The sequence below is a fragment of the Streptomyces sp. NBC_00464 genome (genome assembly GCF_036013915.1).
Lineage (GTDB): Bacteria > Actinomycetota > Actinomycetes > Streptomycetales > Streptomycetaceae > Streptomyces.
Genome location: NZ_CP107899.1, coordinates 8,083,367 through 8,101,078 on the forward strand (window position 1 = coordinate 8,083,367; position 17,712 = coordinate 8,101,078).

The 17,712-nt window shown below is 70.1% G+C and carries 19 protein-coding genes; 12 read left to right on the plus strand and 7 right to left on the minus strand.

Translation table 11 applies throughout. The features are described from left to right. Nucleotides 1-232 precede the first annotated feature (232 nt). A complete protein-coding gene (locus OG912_RS36195; RefSeq protein WP_327713031.1) occupies nt 233-1,564 on the plus strand; it encodes an N-acetylmuramoyl-L-alanine amidase in 1,332 nt (443 codons plus the stop codon). A gap of 99 nt (nt 1,565-1,663) precedes the next feature. On the opposite strand, the gene OG912_RS36200 is transcribed toward OG912_RS36195, so the two are convergent. Beyond that, the gene (locus OG912_RS36200) at nt 1,664-2,803 is read right to left on the minus strand and encodes an aminoglycoside phosphotransferase family protein (RefSeq protein WP_327713032.1); all 1,140 of its coding nucleotides are present in this window, start codon (nt 2,801-2,803) and stop codon (nt 1,664-1,666) included. Nucleotides 2,804-3,034: 231 nt separating this feature from the next. Here OG912_RS36200 and OG912_RS36205 point away from each other — a divergent pair, with 231 nt between their 5' ends. Next, nucleotides 3,035-4,531, plus strand: a complete 1,497-nt coding sequence (locus OG912_RS36205; protein WP_327713033.1) for a DNA-binding protein NsdB — start codon at nt 3,035-3,037, stop codon at nt 4,529-4,531. Nucleotides 4,532-4,560: 29 nt separating this feature from the next. Here OG912_RS36205 and OG912_RS36210 read toward each other — a convergent pair whose 3' ends face one another. Continuing rightward, a complete protein-coding gene (locus OG912_RS36210; protein WP_327713034.1) occupies nt 4,561-6,021 on the minus strand; it encodes a PP2C family protein-serine/threonine phosphatase in 1,461 nt (486 codons plus the stop codon). 345 nt (nt 6,022-6,366) lie between these two features. Then, the gene (locus OG912_RS36215) at nt 6,367-6,660 is read right to left on the minus strand and encodes a hypothetical protein (protein WP_326734206.1); all 294 of its coding nucleotides are present in this window, start codon (nt 6,658-6,660) and stop codon (nt 6,367-6,369) included. 242 nt (nt 6,661-6,902) lie between these two features. Between OG912_RS36215 and rpmG the strand changes: the two genes are divergently transcribed. Together rpmG and OG912_RS36225 are read left to right on the plus strand one after the other, a co-directional pair. Continuing rightward, nucleotides 6,903-7,067, plus strand: a complete 165-nt coding sequence (gene rpmG, locus OG912_RS36220) for a 50S ribosomal protein L33 (protein WP_327713035.1) — start codon at nt 6,903-6,905, stop codon at nt 7,065-7,067. A gap of 68 nt (nt 7,068-7,135) precedes the next feature. After that, nucleotides 7,136-7,399 carry a type B 50S ribosomal protein L31 gene (locus OG912_RS36225; RefSeq protein ID WP_327713036.1) on the plus strand — a complete coding sequence of 88 codons (264 nt, stop codon included), beginning with the start codon at nt 7,136-7,138 and terminating at the stop codon, nt 7,397-7,399. Between the two features lie 178 nt (nt 7,400-7,577). Here OG912_RS36225 and OG912_RS36230 read toward each other — a convergent pair whose 3' ends face one another. From OG912_RS36230 to OG912_RS36240, 3 genes are all read right to left on the minus strand, one after another. Continuing rightward, nucleotides 7,578-8,192 carry a DUF1275 family protein gene (locus OG912_RS36230; RefSeq protein ID WP_327713632.1) on the minus strand — a complete coding sequence of 205 codons (615 nt, stop codon included), beginning with the start codon at nt 8,190-8,192 and terminating at the stop codon, nt 7,578-7,580. A 197-nt stretch (nt 8,193-8,389) separates the two neighbouring features. Further along, nucleotides 8,390-9,763 (minus strand): cryptochrome/photolyase family protein, encoded by a 1,374-nt coding sequence (locus OG912_RS36235; RefSeq protein ID WP_327713037.1) that lies wholly within the window; start codon nt 9,761-9,763, stop codon nt 8,390-8,392. A gap of 56 nt (nt 9,764-9,819) precedes the next feature. Then, nucleotides 9,820-11,346, minus strand: coding sequence for an SDR family oxidoreductase (locus OG912_RS36240; protein WP_327713038.1), 1,527 nt, complete (start codon nt 11,344-11,346; stop codon nt 9,820-9,822). Nucleotides 11,347-11,527: 181 nt separating this feature from the next. Here OG912_RS36240 and OG912_RS36245 point away from each other — a divergent pair, with 181 nt between their 5' ends. The 7 genes from OG912_RS36245 to OG912_RS36275 all read left to right on the plus strand — a co-directional run bounded on the left by OG912_RS36245 (nt 11,528) and on the right by OG912_RS36275 (nt 16,309). Continuing rightward, nucleotides 11,528-12,148 carry a VanZ family protein gene (locus OG912_RS36245; protein WP_443061060.1) on the plus strand — a complete coding sequence of 207 codons (621 nt, stop codon included), beginning with the start codon at nt 11,528-11,530 and terminating at the stop codon, nt 12,146-12,148. Between the two features lie 169 nt (nt 12,149-12,317). After that, nucleotides 12,318-13,100 carry a DUF4389 domain-containing protein gene (locus tag OG912_RS36250; protein ID WP_327713040.1) on the plus strand — a complete coding sequence of 261 codons (783 nt, stop codon included), beginning with the start codon at nt 12,318-12,320 and terminating at the stop codon, nt 13,098-13,100. Between the two features lie 41 nt (nt 13,101-13,141). Next, nucleotides 13,142-13,657 (plus strand): DinB family protein, encoded by a 516-nt coding sequence (locus OG912_RS36255; RefSeq protein ID WP_327713041.1) that lies wholly within the window; start codon nt 13,142-13,144, stop codon nt 13,655-13,657. A 320-nt stretch (nt 13,658-13,977) separates the two neighbouring features. Then, nucleotides 13,978-14,493, plus strand: coding sequence for a lytic polysaccharide monooxygenase auxiliary activity family 9 protein (locus OG912_RS36260; RefSeq protein ID WP_327713042.1), 516 nt, complete (start codon nt 13,978-13,980; stop codon nt 14,491-14,493). Nucleotides 14,494-14,624: 131 nt separating this feature from the next. Next, the gene (locus tag OG912_RS36265) at nt 14,625-15,137 is read left to right on the plus strand and encodes a GNAT family N-acetyltransferase (RefSeq protein ID WP_327713043.1); all 513 of its coding nucleotides are present in this window, start codon (nt 14,625-14,627) and stop codon (nt 15,135-15,137) included. A 135-nt stretch (nt 15,138-15,272) separates the two neighbouring features. Beyond that, nucleotides 15,273-15,719, plus strand: coding sequence for a nitroreductase family deazaflavin-dependent oxidoreductase (locus OG912_RS36270; RefSeq protein ID WP_327713044.1), 447 nt, complete (start codon nt 15,273-15,275; stop codon nt 15,717-15,719). Between the two features lie 191 nt (nt 15,720-15,910). Beyond that, nucleotides 15,911-16,309, plus strand: a complete 399-nt coding sequence (locus OG912_RS36275; protein ID WP_327713045.1) for a DUF6221 family protein — start codon at nt 15,911-15,913, stop codon at nt 16,307-16,309. A gap of 117 nt (nt 16,310-16,426) precedes the next feature. On the opposite strand, the gene OG912_RS36280 is transcribed toward OG912_RS36275, so the two are convergent. Then, nucleotides 16,427-16,615 carry a DUF6381 family protein gene (locus tag OG912_RS36280; protein WP_219566791.1) on the minus strand — a complete coding sequence of 63 codons (189 nt, stop codon included), beginning with the start codon at nt 16,613-16,615 and terminating at the stop codon, nt 16,427-16,429. A gap of 324 nt (nt 16,616-16,939) precedes the next feature. On the opposite strand from OG912_RS36280, the gene OG912_RS36285 reads away from it, so the two are divergent. Beyond that, complete coding sequence (locus tag OG912_RS36285) at nt 16,940-17,530, plus strand: hypothetical protein (RefSeq protein WP_327713046.1); 591 nt, start codon at nt 16,940-16,942, stop codon at nt 17,528-17,530. Nucleotides 17,531-17,712 lie beyond the last annotated feature (182 nt).

Below are 17,712 nucleotides of genomic sequence, written 5' to 3' on the forward strand. Positions count from 1 at the left end.
TAAAACTCCGGTAACGCGACACCGCCAGAAACCCGTTGCTCCTTTCCTTCCGCAGGTCAGGGCACCTGCCAGTGGTCTGGTCCACTGGTTCGACTCGCGGCTTCCACAACGCTCTTGACGTGCTATCACCTCAGGTCACAGAGTGTGCGCGCACGACGGAACACGAGATCGGAACACGAAGACCTCTCGACACGTACGGCTCGGGAAACGCCCAGCTCCAAGAAGGGTTGTCATGACGTCCAAGCAGAGGACCAGACTCGCACTCGCGCTTACCACCGCCGGCGCACTGAGTCTCGCGCTGCTCAGTCCCGCGGCACAGGCCGGCGCGGACGGGGTGCGGCCGGAGTGCCCGCGCGGTCTCGAATGCGACTGGGTCCCGGCGGCCTACCAGCAGACCGGCGACCCGGCCGACAAGGAGACGTACGGCAACTACGACACCGCGGACCGGCCGCACGGCAACAAGATCAAGTTCATCGTCCTCCACGACACCGAGGAGGACTTCGACACCACCCTGAAGATCTTCCAGAACCCGCTGAAGCAGACGTCGGCCCACTACGTGGTGCGTTCGGGCGACGGCCATGTCACGCAGATGGTGAAGAACAAGGACGTCGCCTGGCAGGCCGGGAACTGGTACGTCAACTCGCACTCCATCGGGATCGAGCAGGAGGGCGTCGCCACCGAGGGCGCGAAGTGGTACACCCCCGAGATGTACCGCTCGACCGCCGCACTCGTGCGCTACCTCGCGGCCAAGTACGACATTCCGCTCGACCGGCAGCACATCATCGGCCACGACGGGGTGCCGCCCACCAGCGCCGCCGGCGCCAAGAGCATGCACTGGGACCCGGGCACCTACTGGGACTGGAACCGCTTCATGGCGCTGCTCGGCAAGCCCACTGTGCCGACGGCCCGCAAGAGCAGTGAACTCATCACTGTCAGCCCGCGGTTCAAGGACAACCAACAGGCCTTCCGTGACTGCGAGAAGGGCGTCGACCTGCCCGTCCAGGGTTCCAGCGCCGTCCCGCTCCACACGGAACCCTCCGCCGAATCACCGCTCTTCTCCGACCCCGGGCTGCACACGGACGGCTCGCCCGGCACCAACTGCGCCGCCGACTGGGGCAGCAAGATCAGTGCCACCCAGCAGGCCGTCGTTGCCGACCACGCACCCGGCTGGACGGCGATCTGGTGGTACGGCAAGAAGGCATGGCTCCGCACTCCGGACCACGCCCGTACCACGACCCCCACCGCCGGCTATGTGGTGAGGCCGAAGGCCGGCCGCACGGAGGTGCCGGTGTACGGGGTGGCGTACCCGGAGAAGTCGGAGTACCCCGCCGACTTCGCTGACCAGCGGGTGGGCACGGCCCTGCAGTACACCATCAAGGCAGGCCAGTCCTACCCCGGCGGCGGAGAGGCCCCCACCGGCTTCTTCTACGCGCCGACCATCGACTCCTCGTACCCCCTGGACCATGCCTACTTCCAGGGCAAGGAGAAGTACGTGACCGTCCAGATCGGCCACCGCATCGCCTTTGTGAAGGCATCCGACGTGGACATCGTCCGCGCACGCTGAGCGGACACACGCTCCCAGGGGGCAGGGCGGCACAACAGCGCGCTGCGGGCCCGGTGTGTCGGCACCGGACCCGCAGCGCGCATCCCCCGTCGGGCAAGGTCAGCGAGTGCCGACCGCGGCTCGAACGGCACTTCGCGCCATGGCGCAGTCGTCGTGCAGGCGACGCAGCAGCAGTCGCTGCTCCTCGCCCGACGAGAGCGCACCCGGACGGTCCTGGACCGTCCGGGCCGGCGCGGTGGTGTCCCGCATGGCCCGCTGAAGGGCCGTCTCGTACGTACGGATCTCCCGCGTGAGCACGAGCATCAGATTGACCAGGAACGAGTCCCGCGCCGCGGGACCCGCGACCTGGGCCAGCTGGCTGATCTGGCGCCGCGCCACCGGCGCGTCGCCCAGGACCGCCCAGAGCGTCGCCAGGTCGTAGCCCGGCAGATACCACCCGGCGTGTTCCCAGTCCACCAGAACCGGACCGGTGGGTGACAGGAGGATGTTGGAGAGCAGCGCGTCACCGTGACAGAACTGCCCCATGCCCTGGCGGCCCCCGGCGTGGGCCAGGCCGTGCAGCAGCTTCTGAAGGTCTCCCAGATCACGGTCGGTGAAGAGGCCGAGCTCGTGATAGCGCGCGATGCGTGCCGCGTAGTCGAGCGGGGCGTCGAACAGGCCGGCCGGCGGACGCCAGGCGTTGACCCGGCTGACCGCACCGAGCACGGCCCGCAGATCCGCCCGCGGCGGGGCCTCGGACGGGTGCCTGGTCAACGCCGCCACCCGGCCGGGCATCCGCTCGATGACCAGGGTGCAGTTCTCCGGGTCCGCTGCGATGAGCCGGGGCACCCGGACCGGCGGACGGTGCCGGACGAACGCCCGGTATGCCGCTATTTCGTGACGGAACCGCTCCGACCACGCGGGCGAGTGGTCCAGTAAACACTTGGCGACCGCGGTCGCCCGGCCGGTGGAACCGACGAGGAGTACCGAACGGCCACTGCGCCGCAGGACCTGCACCGGATTGAACTCCGGGCAGATCCGGTGCACCGAGGCGATCGCCATCCTCAACTGAGCGCCCTGCGGGCCCGACAGGTCCAGTCTTCCGCTGAGCGAAGGGGAACCCGGACCTGCCGCGCGCAGGGGCCGGCCGATGCCGGGCGCGGGGACGACGGCGCGGGGGTCGAGATACGGTCCGCCACCCACTCCCAGGGGACGCAGCGGCCGGGGTGGGGCGGACACGGAGGACGATGCTGTGTACATGGGCTAGACAGATCCCTTCGTGCGCCGACAAGTTACGTGCGCCGCCCCGGCCGGCGGCCGTTCGGCACCCTGGGGAGTACCTAGGGCTGCCGGGCGGGGTGGCGCTTTCCTACCTGACACCGATCCGCGGGTGGCAGACCATGTGGCGGACCCTGGCGAACCCTGGCGAATAGTCGCAAGGCATCTGACAGGGGGTTACTGTCAACACAGCCGAGAACCTGGGGGCTTGACGTGACCGGAGAACCCAACACCCGCCTTTCGGACCTGTTCGGCCTTGCCGGCTGGTCCAAGGGTGAACTCGCGAGAATGGTGAACCGGCAGGCGGCGGCCATGGGCCACCCACAGCTGGCCACCGACACCTCGCGCGTAAGGCGATGGATCGACATGGGGGAGTCCCCGCGCGATCCCGTGCCCGAAGTGCTGGCAGCCCTGTTCACCGAGCGGCTCGGTCGTGTCGTGACCATCGAGGACCTCGGGTTCGGCCGACGCGGGCGTGTGGGGAAACGGCGAGAGGCCGGGACGGAACACAATCCCGACCAACTCCCGTGGGCGCCCGAGCGGACGGCAGCGGTCCTCACCGAATTCACGGGAATGGACCTCATGCTCAACCGACGCGGCTTGGTGAGCGCGGGCGCCGCGCTCGCCGCCGGCTCCACGATCGCCGGCCCCATGCACGACTGGCTGCACACCGACCCCGTACTGGCGGCTGACGCCCCACGCATCGACGACCCCGTGCACGCGGATCCGGCCGGCTACGACCGGTACGAAGCCGCGCCCATCGGCTCGGAGGAGATCGAGGCCCTGGAGCGATCCGTGGAGGTGTTCCGCGCCTGGGACGCCTCCCGTGGCGGCGGCCTCCAGCGCAAGGCCGTGGTGGGCCAGCTCAACGAGGTGGGAGGCATGCTCGCCTACCGCCACCCCGATCACCTGCAGCGCCGTCTCTGGGGCGTCGCCGCCAACCTCGCCGTCCTCGCGGGCTGGATGTCCCACGACATCGGCCTCGAACCCACGGCCCAGAAGTACTTCGTCATCGCCGCACACGCCGCGCGCGAGGGTGGTGACCGGCCGCGCGCGGGCGAAGCCCTCTCCAGGGCGGCCCGCCAGATGGTCCACCTGGGCCGTCCCGACGACGCACTCGACCTCATGAAACTCGCCAAGTCGGGCTCGGGGGACATGGTCCTGCCGCGCACCCAGGCGATGCTGCACACGATCGAGGCCTGGGCGCAGGCCTCCATGGGGCGGGGGCAGGCCATGCGGCGCACCCTCGGCCGCGCGGAGGAGCTCTTCATCTCCGACAAGGGCGATGTGCCACCGCCCAGTTGGATGCAGATGTTCGACGAGGCTGATCTGCACGGCATGCAGGCCCTGGCGTTCCGCACGCTGGCCGAGCACGACCCCTCGGCAGCCGTCATCGCCCAGCGCCATGCGAAGCAGGCGCTGGAACTGCGGGTCAACGGACGCCAGCGGTCCAGGATCTTCGACTACATCTCGCTCGCTTCGGCCTGCTTCATCGCCGACGACCCCGAGCAGGCCGACCGTTACGCCCGGCTCGCCCTGGTGACGATGGGGGAGACCTCCTCGCACCGCACCTGGGACCGGCTGCGTGAAATGTACCGGCTGACGGGCCAGTTCGCGGGCTACGCGAAGATCGAGGACCTGCGCGAGGAGATCAAGCGTTCGCTGCCGCAGAGCGCCATCATCAAGAGGCCCAGGAGTTCGGAGATCTGACCTCTGTGCGTGGTGTTTCCGCGCTGCTCCTACGCCCCGACGCGGGCGATGAGTACACACGCGTCGTCCAGTCGTTCGGTGCCACCGAACTCCTCGACGACGGTCCGGACGCATTCCTGTGCTGTACGGGCCTCGGCGAAGCGCGGCGCGAGTCCGAGCAGTGTTTCCGTGCCCGAACGGAGACCGCTGTGCGCGTTCCCCTTGCCCCGGGCCAAACCGTCGGTGTGCAGTACCAGCACATCACCGGGCAGCAGGTGCAATTCGTCCTGCTCGTAGGCGACTCCGGACGCCGCTCCGAGGAGCACTCCGTCCGGAGGGGGAACCGGCCGCCCGGTTCCGTTGCGGAAAAGCAGTGGAGCCGGGTGTCCGGCCTGCGCCCAGTCCAGCCTGCGGGTGGCGGGGTCGAACCGGCAGCACACCGCGCTGCCCAGGGCGGGCTGGATGGATGTCTCGAGTAACTGGTTGAGGTGCCCCATCAACGCTCCGGGCTCGATCCCGGCCACCGCCATGCCCCGCAGCGCACCCAGGATCATCGCCATGGCGGAGGTGGCCTGGATGCCGTGACCGGTCAGATCACCGACCGTGAGCAGTGTCCGGCCGTCCGGCAGCTCCATGGCGTCGTACCAGCCGCCGCCGATCAGGGCGCTCGAATCCGACGGCAGATAGTGGGCCGCGATGTCCAGCGATCCGGGCCCCTGGTCCGGAAGGCTGAGCGAGCCTCGCCACGGGGGGAGTACGGCCTCCTGCAGTTCCACGGCCATGCGGCGTTCGGTCCTGGCGATGTGCTGCTGGCGGTGGAGTGATTCCTGGGTCCGGCGTACCACCTGCCGACTGCGGTGCAGCGCGCTGACATCGCGCAGGACCGCCCACATGGAAGCGGTGCAACCGTCCGCGTCGAGGACGGGCTCACCCATCATGTGCAGGGTCCTGATCCGCCCGTCGGTGTGCACGATGCGGAACTCGCCGTCTATCGGCTTGCCGTCGACCAGGCAGTCCGTCACCAGCGAGGTGAGCAGAGGCTGGTCCTCGGGTACGAGCACGGAGGGCAGGTCATCCAGCGAGAGCGGCCCTGTCTCGGGTGTGCGGCCGAAGATCTGGAGCAGTTCGTCGGACCAGCTCACCTCATCGGTCAGCAGGTTCCATTCGGCGCTGCCCACCCGGCCGATCAGTGATCCCGGCTGTTCGGCGGCGGGCGAATCCCGGTCGGCGAGCAGCGTCGCCCCGGCCGCGAGCTGCTCGGAGGCCTCCGACGGAAGGCCCTGCCTGAGCTGTCCCAGATGTGCGCCGAGGTCGTCGAGCTGGTGGACCGCCAGGTCGCACAGGGCGCGCTGCCAGCGCAGTTGCGGGTCGTCCTCGTCGACGAGGGCGGTGTCGCGCCGCACCGCGTCCACATCGCCGCGCAGCCGATGCGTCCGGTTGATCAATGCGTCAACCGCATCGCGCTCGGGCGGCTGGGGGGCGGGGTGGTCCGCGGACGGATGGGGCGGCATGTCGTACTCCGATACAGGCGCGGTACAACCAGGTCTGAGGGTGGACCGAATACGACTGTCGCACAGCCCGCAGGCGCCCGTAAGGGGTTTGGCAACACTCGACGCGTTCTTGCATCCGGCATATGCCAGCGGCTGGCCGGAACCCTGATTCGTCGAACACCCTTTCTGAACGCGGGTGTTGATGCAAGTCATCCGGCGCCCCGCGCCTGATGTGCGCCCGCGCTCGCTCTTTCGCGCGGCGTCGACGGACTCCCATCGGGGCATATGCGGGCGGGAGCCCCCGCCGGGGCGGGGGCTCCGGAATTCCGTGGGCCGGGCCACCGGGGGCGATGGCGGCCCGCAGTGTCAGCAGAGGGCGATTCGGCCGTACGAGCCCATCTTCCACTTCCATTCGAGGGTCTCGCCGGGGGAGGTGGTCCAGCACGACCGGTCGGGACCGTTGTTGATCACCAGCTGGATGTGCATGTTCCGGCCGCAGTTGTTCGTCGTCCAGGCCGTCTTGTTCTGCTTGATGACGTCGCGCGCCACGCAGGCGGGCGCGGTGTCCCCGGCAGCAGCTGCCGGGCCGGCCGCGGTCATCGAGCAGGCGGCGATCATCGCGGTGGCCGCAAGGGTGGTCAGGGTGTTCTTCAGGTGCATGGCTCACGTTCCTCGGGAGGCCGGCTGCGATGCCGGGCACAGCGATCAACGAGCGTCGCGGCCCCACGTGACGGCTGGCCGGCGAGTGCTGTGAGGTTCGGGTGCGGCGCCCGGAAGCCTGGTGGCGGAGTGTTCGACGGGGTGGGAATGCTCCCGGGTGCGCCCGCGTTACACGACCAGAACGAAAACGAATCCCGTTCCCATCAAGGGTTCGGGATCGCTGGAGAAGTCCGGAGGTGCTCATGGCCCGCAGTGAAACCCGTCCCGTCGTCACCCTCCGCTCGACCGCCGGAACCGGTCAGAGCTATGTGACGCGGAAAAGCCGTCGCAACAACCCCGACCGCCTGGTCCTGCGCAAGTACGACCCCGCAGCCGGGCAGCACGTCCTGTTCCGCGAGGAACGCTGACCGTAGCCCCGACCGACGCCGGGCGGCCTGCGCCGTCCGTCCGCTCTCGCACCAGGGAAGGAATGCCCATGAAGTCCCGAATTCACCCCGTCTCCCGTCCGGTGGTCTTCCGTGACCGTGCCGCGGGGGCTGCCTTCCTCACCCGTTCCACCGCGCATTCCGATCAGCGGGTGACGTGGGAGGACGGCCGGAGTTATCCCGTCATCGATGTGGAGACCTCGTCGGCGAGTCACCCGTTCTACACGGGGACCCGGCAGGTGCTGGACACGGCCGGCCGGATCGAGCAGTTCAACCGCCGTTACGGCGCCGAGGCCCCTGCCACCGGTGCGTGACGCCGCATCGTCGGCCCGGCTGTCCGTGCCGTGGATCACAGTTCGGGGTGCGGATTCCCGGGAACGGGACCGGATGATTTATCGTTCACCTATATGTGGATGACGCGCTGAGCGCCCACACCAGAGCCGCCCCGGCTGGATTCCCCCGATCCGGCCGGGGCTTCCCCTTGTCCGTGGCCTACGCCCGGGCCGCTGCCGTGACGGCCCTCCGTCCGGCAGTTTCGACGAACAGAGCGGCGGCCGCCAGACCCGCGGCGGACACGGCGCCCGAAGCAGGCCACAGACGCACCGTCAGCGCGGCCAGTGCCGCGCCCGCCACGACGGCGAGCAGCCGGCCGGCGACCCAGCCGTCATCGTGACGCCACGATGCCCGGGCGAGCCGTGCGACGAGAGAGGTCAGCGTTCCGGTGAAGTAGTTCGTGGGCGTGGCCCGGACACGGCCCTGGATGCCCATCGCGAGTCCCATGACCACCAGCAACCCCAGCCGGTCCGCGTCCGACGTGATCAGGCCGCACGCCCACAGCGCCGCGCCCAGGCTGAGCAGCACCACCTCGATCAGCAGCATGACGGGCAGCCGCCACCACACCCGCTCCCCGGCCACCGCGCCCCAGGCCACCCCGCACCCGTACGAGACCAGCGCGGTGACCACACGCAGCGCGACTCCCTCCTCGCCGGCCCCCGCGGCCGCGGCGCCCAGCAGTACCAGGTTGCCCGTCATCACACCGGCGAAGACCTGGCCGACGCAGATGAAGACGAAGGCGTCCGCTGCTCCGGAGGCCGCAGACAGCAGCAGAAGCGCCGCATGGGCGCGGGAACCGTCCGTGGCATCGCGGCCGGCCGGTTCGGTGGATGCGCTGGGAGTCGGCACGTCAGCATCCTCGCCGCCGCCCCGGCCTGCCCGGCGGCGTTGTCCCCGGCGTGGCGCGGCGGACCCGGCGCCGGAGCATTCCTGTGGGAGCGGGCGGCACCGGCTCCGGAGCGCGGTGGCGCTCAGTCCAGGCCGCGTGCCCGCCTGAAGCGGGACAGCCCGTCGGCCAGCCCCACCACCGGCTCCGGATAGTCCGGCCGGTCACGCCCCGACCTCCGCAGCTTCCACGGCTCATGCACGGCGGACCCGGACACCTCCGCCAGCTCCGGCACCCAGCGGCGGACGTAGCTGCCGTCCGGGTCGTATCGCTTGGCCTGGATCACGGGGTTGAGTACCCGGTTGGGGCGGCTGTCCGTGCCGGTCCCGGCCATCCACTGCCAGTTCAGCTGATTGTTGGCGACATCGCCGTCGACGAGCAGGTCCAGGAAGTGCCGTGCGCCGATGCGCCAGTCCACGTACAGCGTCTTGGTCAGGAAGCCGGCGGTGAGCAGCCGTCCGCGGTTGTGCATCCAGCCCTCGTGGCGCAGCTGGCGCATCGCCGCGTCGACCACGGGGTAGCCGGTGCGTCCCTGCCGCCAGGCCTCGATGTCCTCGGCGGCATCCGTCTCGGAGCGCCAGTGGTCGTGCCGGGTGCGGTAGTCCTGCCGGGCCGCGGCGGGCCGGGCCGCGAGGACCTGGTGGTGGAACTCGCGCCAGCACAACTGCCGGACGAAGGCCTCGGCCCCGGCCCCTTCAACGGTGCGGGCCCGGTGGACGAGCTCGACGGGGGACAGGGTGCCGAAGTGCAGGTGCGGCGAGAGCCGGGACGTCGCGTCGCCGGACAGGTCGTCGTGACCCTCCTCGTACGCCGCGAGCCCGTGACGCCGCCATGCGGTGAACCGTGTGCGGGCCTGACGCTCCCCGCCCTCGGCCAGACCCTCCGACACCCCGGAGACCGCGCTGCGGGCGGGCACGGCTTCCGACCCCGGACCGTCCGGGACCCGCACGGCCCGGGGCGCGGCGAAGGTCTCGCGTACCCGCTGCGCGGACCAGCGCCTGAAGTACGGCGTGAACACGGCGAAGTGGTCCGAGGCCGCCGGCGTCACGGCGCCGGGCGCGACCGCGGTGACCACGCCGTCGTGGACGTGCAGCCGCTGCCCGCCGGACGCCAGCGCCGCGCGCAGCCGCTCCTCGCGACGACGGGCGTACGCGCTGACGCCGGCCGCGAGATGGACGTCCGCCGCACCCGTCTCGGAGACGATCCGCCCCACCTCCTCGGCGACATCGCCCGAACGGATCACCAGCCTGCCGCCCCGCTCACGCAGCCCGGCGTCGAGATCCCGCAGACAGTCGGCAAGGAACGCCAGGCGGTTCGGGGCGCCGAACCCGGCCGCCTCGATCGCGCTGTCACGGACGAACAGCGGCACGATCTCGTCCGAGGAAGCGAGCGCCGCCCGCAGTGGTGGATGGTCGTGCAGCCGGAGATCGGCAGTGAACAGGACGACCGCTACGGTCATGGCGCAACTCCTGGGAGGCCGGGGACATGCCATGCTGCCGTCCGCGGGCGCACCGGTCAGGGCGACACCGTGGCGCTCGCCGGTTCGGGTGACGCCGAGCCCGCCGCCGTACGGGCGATGTTGCGGGCCATCCCCCCGAACACGACCGAGTGGAAGGGCCACACGCTCCACCAGTACGCGTGGCCGAGCAGCCCGCGCGGATGGAACAGCGCCCGCTGGCGGTAGCGCGAGCGGCCCCGGCCGTCGGGCTCCGCGTACATCTCCAGCCAGGCCAGGCCCGGCAGCCGCATCTCGGCGCGCAGCCGCAGCAGGCGGCCCGGCTCGATCTCCTCGACGCGCCAGAAGTCCAGCGAGTCACCCACGCGCAGCCGGTCGGTGTCCCGCCGCCCGCGTCGCAGTCCCACGCCCCCCACCAGCCGGTCGAGCCACCCGCGTACCGCCCAGGCGAGCGGGAACGAATACCAGCCGTGATCGCCGCCGATCCCCTCGACGACCCGCCACAGCGCCTCCGGGGACGCGTTGACGTCGAGTCCGCGCACATCCGTGTACAGGCTGCCGCCGGCCCAGTCGGGGTCCGTGGGCAGTGGGTCGCTGGGCACCCCGGGCACGGATGCGGAGGACCACCGGGTGGTGACCCGTGCCTCCCGGACCCGTTGCAGTGCCAGCCGCAGCGCCTTGTCGAGGCCGAACGGCTGCCCGGGGCCGTCGGGGACGTACCGTGCGATGTCGTGTTCCCGGCACACCACCTCGTACCGCAGCGACTCGGCGAGCGGGCGGGCGATCGAGCGCGGCACGGGGGTGACCAGGCCGATCCAGTGGCTGGACAGCCGCGGGGTGAGCATCGGAACGGGGAGGATCAGCCGGTGCGGAAGGTCGGCGACCTCCGCGTAGCGCTGCATCATGTCGCGGTAGGTGACGATGTCGGGCCCGCCGATGTCGAAGGTGCGGCTCACCTCCCGCTCCATCCGGGCGCTGCCCACCAGATAGCGCAGCACGTCCCGCACCGCGATCGGCTGGATCCGCGTGGACACCCAGCTGGGCGTCACCATGACGGGCAGCCGCTCCGTGAGATAGCGCAGCATCTCGAAGGAGGCCGACCCGGATCCGATGATGACCGCGGCCCGCAGAGCGGTGGTCGGGACGCCGGAATCCAGCAGGATCCTGCCCACCTCGGCCCGCGACCGCAGGTGCGGTGACAGCTCCTGTTCGGGTACGTCGTTAGGAGTGAGGCCACCGAGGTAGACGATCCGGCCGACCCCCGCCGCATGCGCCTGCTCCCCGAAGACCGTGGCGGCCCTGCGGTCCGTCTCCTCGAAGCCGCCGCCGGCCGTCAGGGCGTGCACCAGGTAGTAGGCCACGTCGATGCCCCGCATGGCCGGGGCGAGCGACTGTGCGTCGGTGACGTCGCCTCGGACGATCTCCACCTCGCCCGCCCACGGGTAGTCCCGCAGCTTCTCCGGGCTGCGGGCCAGGCAGCGCACCCGGTACCCCGCCGCCAGAAGTTCCGGGACCAGGCGCCCCCCGATGTAGCCGGTGGCGCCGGTGACCAGACAGTGAGGCTCATTCCCGCGGTCGCTCGTCATGAGATCTCCGCATCGGTTCGTCGTGCCGTGCCCGCCGGGCCGTTCGCGTGCCGGCCGCTGCGACCAGTCTGGCCCGCGTCCGCCCGCGTCGCATGCGCCGGTGCGGCGGGGCAGGTGTGCCGCGGCCGGTCGGGGGCACCTGTCGCCCATGAACGCAGAGGCAGGAAGAGGCACGCGCAACGTGACACGGCACAGGGCATGGGGCCATGTTCTGCTCCAGATCACCATCCTGGTGACGGCCTTCGTGGCCATGGTCGGATTCTCCGTCGTGCTGGCAAAGGTGACGCTCACACCGTCGCCCGCTTCGGAGGATCTCGTGACGTCGAATCTCCACCCGGGACGCTCGCTCCGGCAGTACGCCGAGGACTACACCTTCCTCGCAGCCTGCAAACAGGCCGGTGGCAATCTCGTGCTGGGCATGCCGTTCGGCGTGCTGCTGCCCGTTCTCGTGCCACGACGGCTGCGCATGGTCCGCATGGTCCTGCTGACCGTCCTGGTCATCGTCGTGGTCGAACTGGTTCAGGGAGCGCTGGTCGCGGGGCGGGCCTTCGACATCGACGACGTCATACTCAACACGACGGGCGCGCTGCTCGGCTATCTGCTGCTGGGCCGGCGTCTGAGTCACCGCTACCACGTGCTCGCGGCCGAACCGGGGCGCAAGGCCGCCCCGGCCCGGACCCGGCGGCCGAAGCCCGCCCGCCCCCGGACCACGAAGCGGACCGGCCGGGTGACCGCGACCTGGACCCGGATGCGGCAGGGAGTGCGGGCCGGAGTCACCCGCAGACGAGTCCGCAAGGGATGACCCGGAGACGGGGCCCGACGGATGGGCCCGACGGCGGGGCAGCCGACCGGAAGCCGGCCGGCCACTCGATCGGCCCGTGGCCGATTGCGGGTCCGCACGGGCGGTCCCAGCGTGGGGTGACGCCACAGCGTGCCGTAGGCGTACGGATCACCCGCCGAAGGGGAGCGACATGGCCGACGCGCAGTGGAGTCCGGGACGCCGTGCAGGGGACGCGGAGGAGTTCCTGCCGGTGCTGGACATCATCGAGCCGGCCCGCCAGCGCAGGCTCACCGTCCTGTTCCGTCTCCTGCTGCTGATCCCGCACTTCATCGTGCTGTTCTTCCTGGAGGTCGCGGCCTTCTTCACCGTCGTGTTCGGCTGGTTCGCAGCCCTTGTCCTGGGCCGGCTCCCCGAGCCCGTCTTCCGCTTCCTTGCGGCGACCCTCGCCTACCGCACGAGGGTCGCCGCAAGCGGCATGCTCCTCGTCGACAGCTATCCGCCCTTCACCCTGACCCAGCCGCCGGACCACCCCGTCCGGATCGACGTCCGTCCGACAGGTCTCAACCGGCTGGCCGTCTTCTTCCGGCTGATCCTGGTGATTCCGGCCGCCATCGTGCAGAGCCTGGCCACCTACGGCTGGTACGCCCTGGCGATCGTGTGGTGGCTGATCACCCTGATCCTCGGACGCATGCCCCGTCCTCTCTTCGAAGCCACGGCGGCCACCCTCCGCTACGAGATGCGCGTCTCCGCGTACGTGTCGATGCTCAGCCCCGCCTACCCCAAGGGATTCTTCGGCGAGGACGCCCTCTCCGTACCGGAACAGCAGGGGCGCTCCGCGACCAGGCCTCTGGTCATGAGCACCGCGGGCAAGGCGCTGCTGGTCCTTTTCCTCGTCCTCGGTCTCATCGGCAGCATCACGACGTCCGTGACCCGTTCGTCGTCCGACGACACCGATTACCACATGCAGGCGTAAAGGCCTCGTGCGAACCACCCGCCGACAGGCATGATCACCCGATGACATGGACAGCACCTGAAGCCGCACGCACGGGCGGATCACTCGTCGCCGCAGAGCGGGAGATGCTCACCGGGTACCTCGGTTGGTTCCGCGCCACCCTCCTCCGGAAGTGCGCCGGCCTGACCGGCGAGCAGCTTGCCGAGCGGACCACACCGCCGTCGAACCTCTCGCTGCTCGGACTCCTGCGCCACATGGCCAAGGTCGAACGCACCTGGTTCCGGCAGCGGTTCGCCGGTCAGGACCTCGCGCCGATGTACGACCCGCAGAAGGGCAAGGACGCGGACTTCGAGGACCTCGATCCGGCCCGGGCCGCCGAGGACTACGCCCGGCTCGTCGAGGAGTGCCGCCTGGCGGACGAGATCGTCGCCGGCGCGTCGTTCGACGACACGTTCGTCCACAACGGAGAGGTCTTCTCGCTGCGCCTCGTGCACGTCCACATGATCGGCGAGTACGCGCGCCACATCGGCCACGCCGATCTGGTGCGCGAGCGGCTGGACGGAGTCACCGGGGACTGAGGGGACCGCGAACGGAGTCGGCGCGGCCGCGGAGCCGCACGCGTGCGTAGCCCTACCGATCCAGCCACTTCGCGCGCTGGGCCTCTCTTCGCCGAACTCCCTTTCCCTGCCGTGCACTTGACGGCCACGCCCCGATAGGTATGGTCTAGTCCAAGTGCAGGGCCGGTGTCGGACACGCCCCGTTTCCGGGGTGTGTCCGACCACGCAATCCTGCCGTGCCCTTCGCGCCTCTTGGCCCCACACCTGAGAGGCTGGACTGCCGCTTCCGGGCTTCCCCACAGTCCGCCCGCGTGCAGCGACGCCTCATGTGAAGGAGAAGCATGCACGCGAAAAGGAAGACTGCCGCAGTCATCGGTGCCTTACTCGCACCGGTGCTCGCCCTGAGCCTCCCGGCGAGCTCCGCCAGCGCCCACGGCTACATCTCGTCACCCCCCAGCAGGCAGGCCCAGTGCGCCGCCGGAACGGTCAGCTGCGGCGACATAAAGTACGAACCCCAGAGTGTGGAAGGCCCCAAGGGGCTGACCAGTTGTAGCGGCGGCAACAGCAGGTTCGCCGAACTCGACGACGACTCCAAGGGCTGGCAGGTCACTCCGGTGAGCCGGAGCACCTCCTTCCAGTGGGTGCTGACGGCTCGTCATTCCACCAGCACCTGGCAGTACTTCGCCGGTGGCCAGAAGATCGCCGAATTCAACGACAACGGCGCGCAGCCCGGTGCCACCGTCACCCACCAGGTGGACTTCGGCAGCCACACCGGAAAGCAGAAGGTCCTCGCGGTGTGGAACATCGCCGACACGTCCAACGCCTTCTACGCGTGCATCGACGTCAACGTCAGCTGAACACCCGCACCACCCGTCACACGGACACCGGCAAGAACAGGAGCCCCCGCCCTGCGTAGGGTGGGGGCTCCGACGGCGTCGCCGGGATACGGCCCGCGACTCGATGTGCGGGGCGGACGGAGGACGACACCATGGCCGACCAGTGGGTCAGGCTGGAACTCGACCTGAGCGCATTCGACGCGAACCGGTTCGAGCAGTACGTGACCAAGTGCCGGGACGAAGGCATCCGCCTGACCACGCTCGCCGAGCTGGGCGACACCCCGGAGCACCGGCGCGCGCTGTACGAACTCAACAAGGAGTGTTCGGCCGACATCCCGGAACGGGGCGAGTTCTTCTCGTACGAGGAATTCTGCACGCGCCGGTTCGACGTCCCTTCCTACGATCCACGCGGCGTCGTGATCGCGCGGGACGGCGACGACTGGATCGGCATGGCGGCCACTTCCCGCCACGGGGACTTCCTCTTCAACGAGATGACCGGGGTGCGGGCGTCATACCGCGGCCGGGGCATCTCCGTCGCCATGAAGACGTTCGGGATGCGATTCGCCACGGTGTGCGGCGTGCGCAGGATACGTACCTTCCACCATCCGGCGAACGACAGCGCCATAGGGATGAACCGGACCATGGGCTACGCCGACACCGAATGACGCGCGTCGGCCGCTCGATGGAACCGACACGTCGGCGGGACCGGGATTTTTCGGTGGTCGGTGTTGTTGAAGCCATGATGAGGGTCCGCGGCCGACAGGACGCCGCGGACGGACGTCGACGACGGGACAGCTGCCATGCCGCTTCAGGGCGAGTACGAGCCGAGCCCCACCCCTTGGGTGCGTGACCAGGTCGAGCAGTACGAGAGTTCGGGCGGGACGGAGGGGACGACCATGCGGGACATGCCGGTGATCGTCCTGACGACACTGGGTGCCAAGAGCGGGAAGATCCGCAAGACGCCCCTGATGCGGGTCGAGCACAACGGCTCGTACGCGGTGGTCGCGTCACTGGGCGGGGCTCCGAAGCACCCGGTCTGGTACCACAACCTCACAGCCGATCCGCGCGCCGAACTCCAGGACGGCCCGGTGCGCCAGGACATGACCGCCCGTGAGGTGACCGGGGACGAGAAGGCGCTCTGGTGGGAGCGTGCCGTCGCCGCGTATCCCGACTACGCCGACTACCAGGAGAAGACCGACCGGCAGATCCCGGTCCTCGTCCTGGAGCCCGTGGACGGCGGCCACTGAGCGACACGGGCCGGTGCGGACGGGCCGAACGCGACCCGGCAGGGATGCGGCCGGCCCGTCGGACTGCGCGGAGCCGGCCGGGGCACCACACTTGCCGGCCGGCCGTTGCGCACCGGCGCGGGGCAGTGCGACGGGATACTCTCCAGCACGGCTCCTGAGGCGTGGGGCCGAGCGGAAGGATGCACAACCAGATGACAGAGAACTCCGAGCTGGTCGCGTTCGTCCGGGCGCGCCTCGACGAGGAAGAACAGGTCGCACGCGCGGCCGGCGGCCAGGGCTGGCGGTGCCCGGCCGAGGTACCCGGCGAGATCCACGACCGGACCGGTGCCATCGCGTTCACCCTGAGGACGCACGGCTACGACCACCACATCGCCCTGCAGGATCCCGCGCGAACCCTCCAGCGCATCGAGACCAGCCGGGTGCTCCTGGACGAGTACGCGGAGGTCGCCGCCCTGGACGTCGACCGCCCCGAGCGCGACTTCCCCTCGGGCCGGGCCTTCGGCTTGGGGTTCGTGGTCCGGCAGATGGCCGCAGAACACGCGGGGCACCCCGGCTACCTGGTGAAGTGGCTGCCCCGGTTCACGCAGTAGGGCCACCGTGCCGGGGAAGGGTCCGCCTCCCGCGGCACCCGCACGGACGGGGCGGCTGCCCCTCGTACCGGCACGAGGGGCAGCCGGCCGGCGGGCGACCGGGCGGACCCGGGCAGGTCAGAGGGGGTTCGTGCCGCCTTCGCCCTTGGTGGACACCTGATCGCTCCGCTCCTGGAGCCGGCGCGCCTTGTCCTCAAGACGCCGGCGCTCCTGCGGATCGGAGACACGCTCGGCCGCCTCCTTCATTTCCTGTGCCTTGGCGCGTATACGCTCCGCGCGGCCGCCGGTTTCATCCGCAACACTCATGATCGCTCCTGGGTCTCGGGGGGAGAGCCGACCACACCAGCGAATCAGCGCGCCCGCACACCTGCATCTCGAACGGTCACCCGCCGCTACGGAACGCGGCGCGCAAACCGGTCGTGCCGGAGCGGCCCCTTGCGACCCCTGTGGGGGAGACGCTCTTTGACCGGACGACGGCGGGTGACCGGGCCGAGAACGTCGGCCCCGGACCCTGGTGCGGCCCGGGCCGCACCTTCTGGCAGGATCGTGCGCCTGAACGCACCACCCGGGCCCGGGAGTCGCAAGTTCCCGCCGGGTGGACGAGCAAGTTGAACGGGGAACGAGGAAGATATGCGTACGTGGACTCGCGTCATGCCTGCGGCGATGGGCGCTCTGGCGCTGGCCGTGGTGCTGAGCGGCTGCAACGGCACGGATTCGGCCAAGGGGAGTAAGGGATCCGGCTCCGAGGGGGGCGGCGAGAAGGTCTACAGCCTGGGTGAGGCCAGCCCGCCGCAGAAGAGCACCATGAAGGAGTCGAAGGACAGCACGTACACGGTCACGCCCACGAAGGTGGAGACGGGAACGAAGGCCGACCTGGACAAGTCCGGTCTGGACACGGACAAGGACAAGAGTCCCAGGGTCCCCGTATATGTGTGGGCGACCGTGACGCACAAGAGCGGCAAGGCCATGGAAGTCGGCGACATGGACGACGACCTGGTCGTGGAGACGGACAAGGGCCAGCGCACGAGGGCCCTCATCGTCATCATGGGCGAGGCCAAATGGCCCAACTGCCCGGCGCCCGACGGGATCAAGAAGCTGAGCGCGGGGCAGTCGGAGAAGATCTGCAAGGCCTTCCTGATCCCCGAGGGGCAGAAGGCCGCCGCGGTCCAGCTGAGCCAGGGCTTCTCCGCCGAGCCGCTGGAATGGCCGGTCAAGAGCTGACCGCCGACGGGCCCCGCCGCGGCCCGCGCCGGTGATCCGAGCACGGACGGAGTGCACGTACCGAGGAGAGAGGGGACGTGCACTCTGCCGTGTTCAGTCGGTCGCGCCCGCAGCAGGACACACGTCGGACGGCGGTGAGTCTGCCTGGGATCTGCCCCGCGGCTGAATCTCCGCATCGTCCG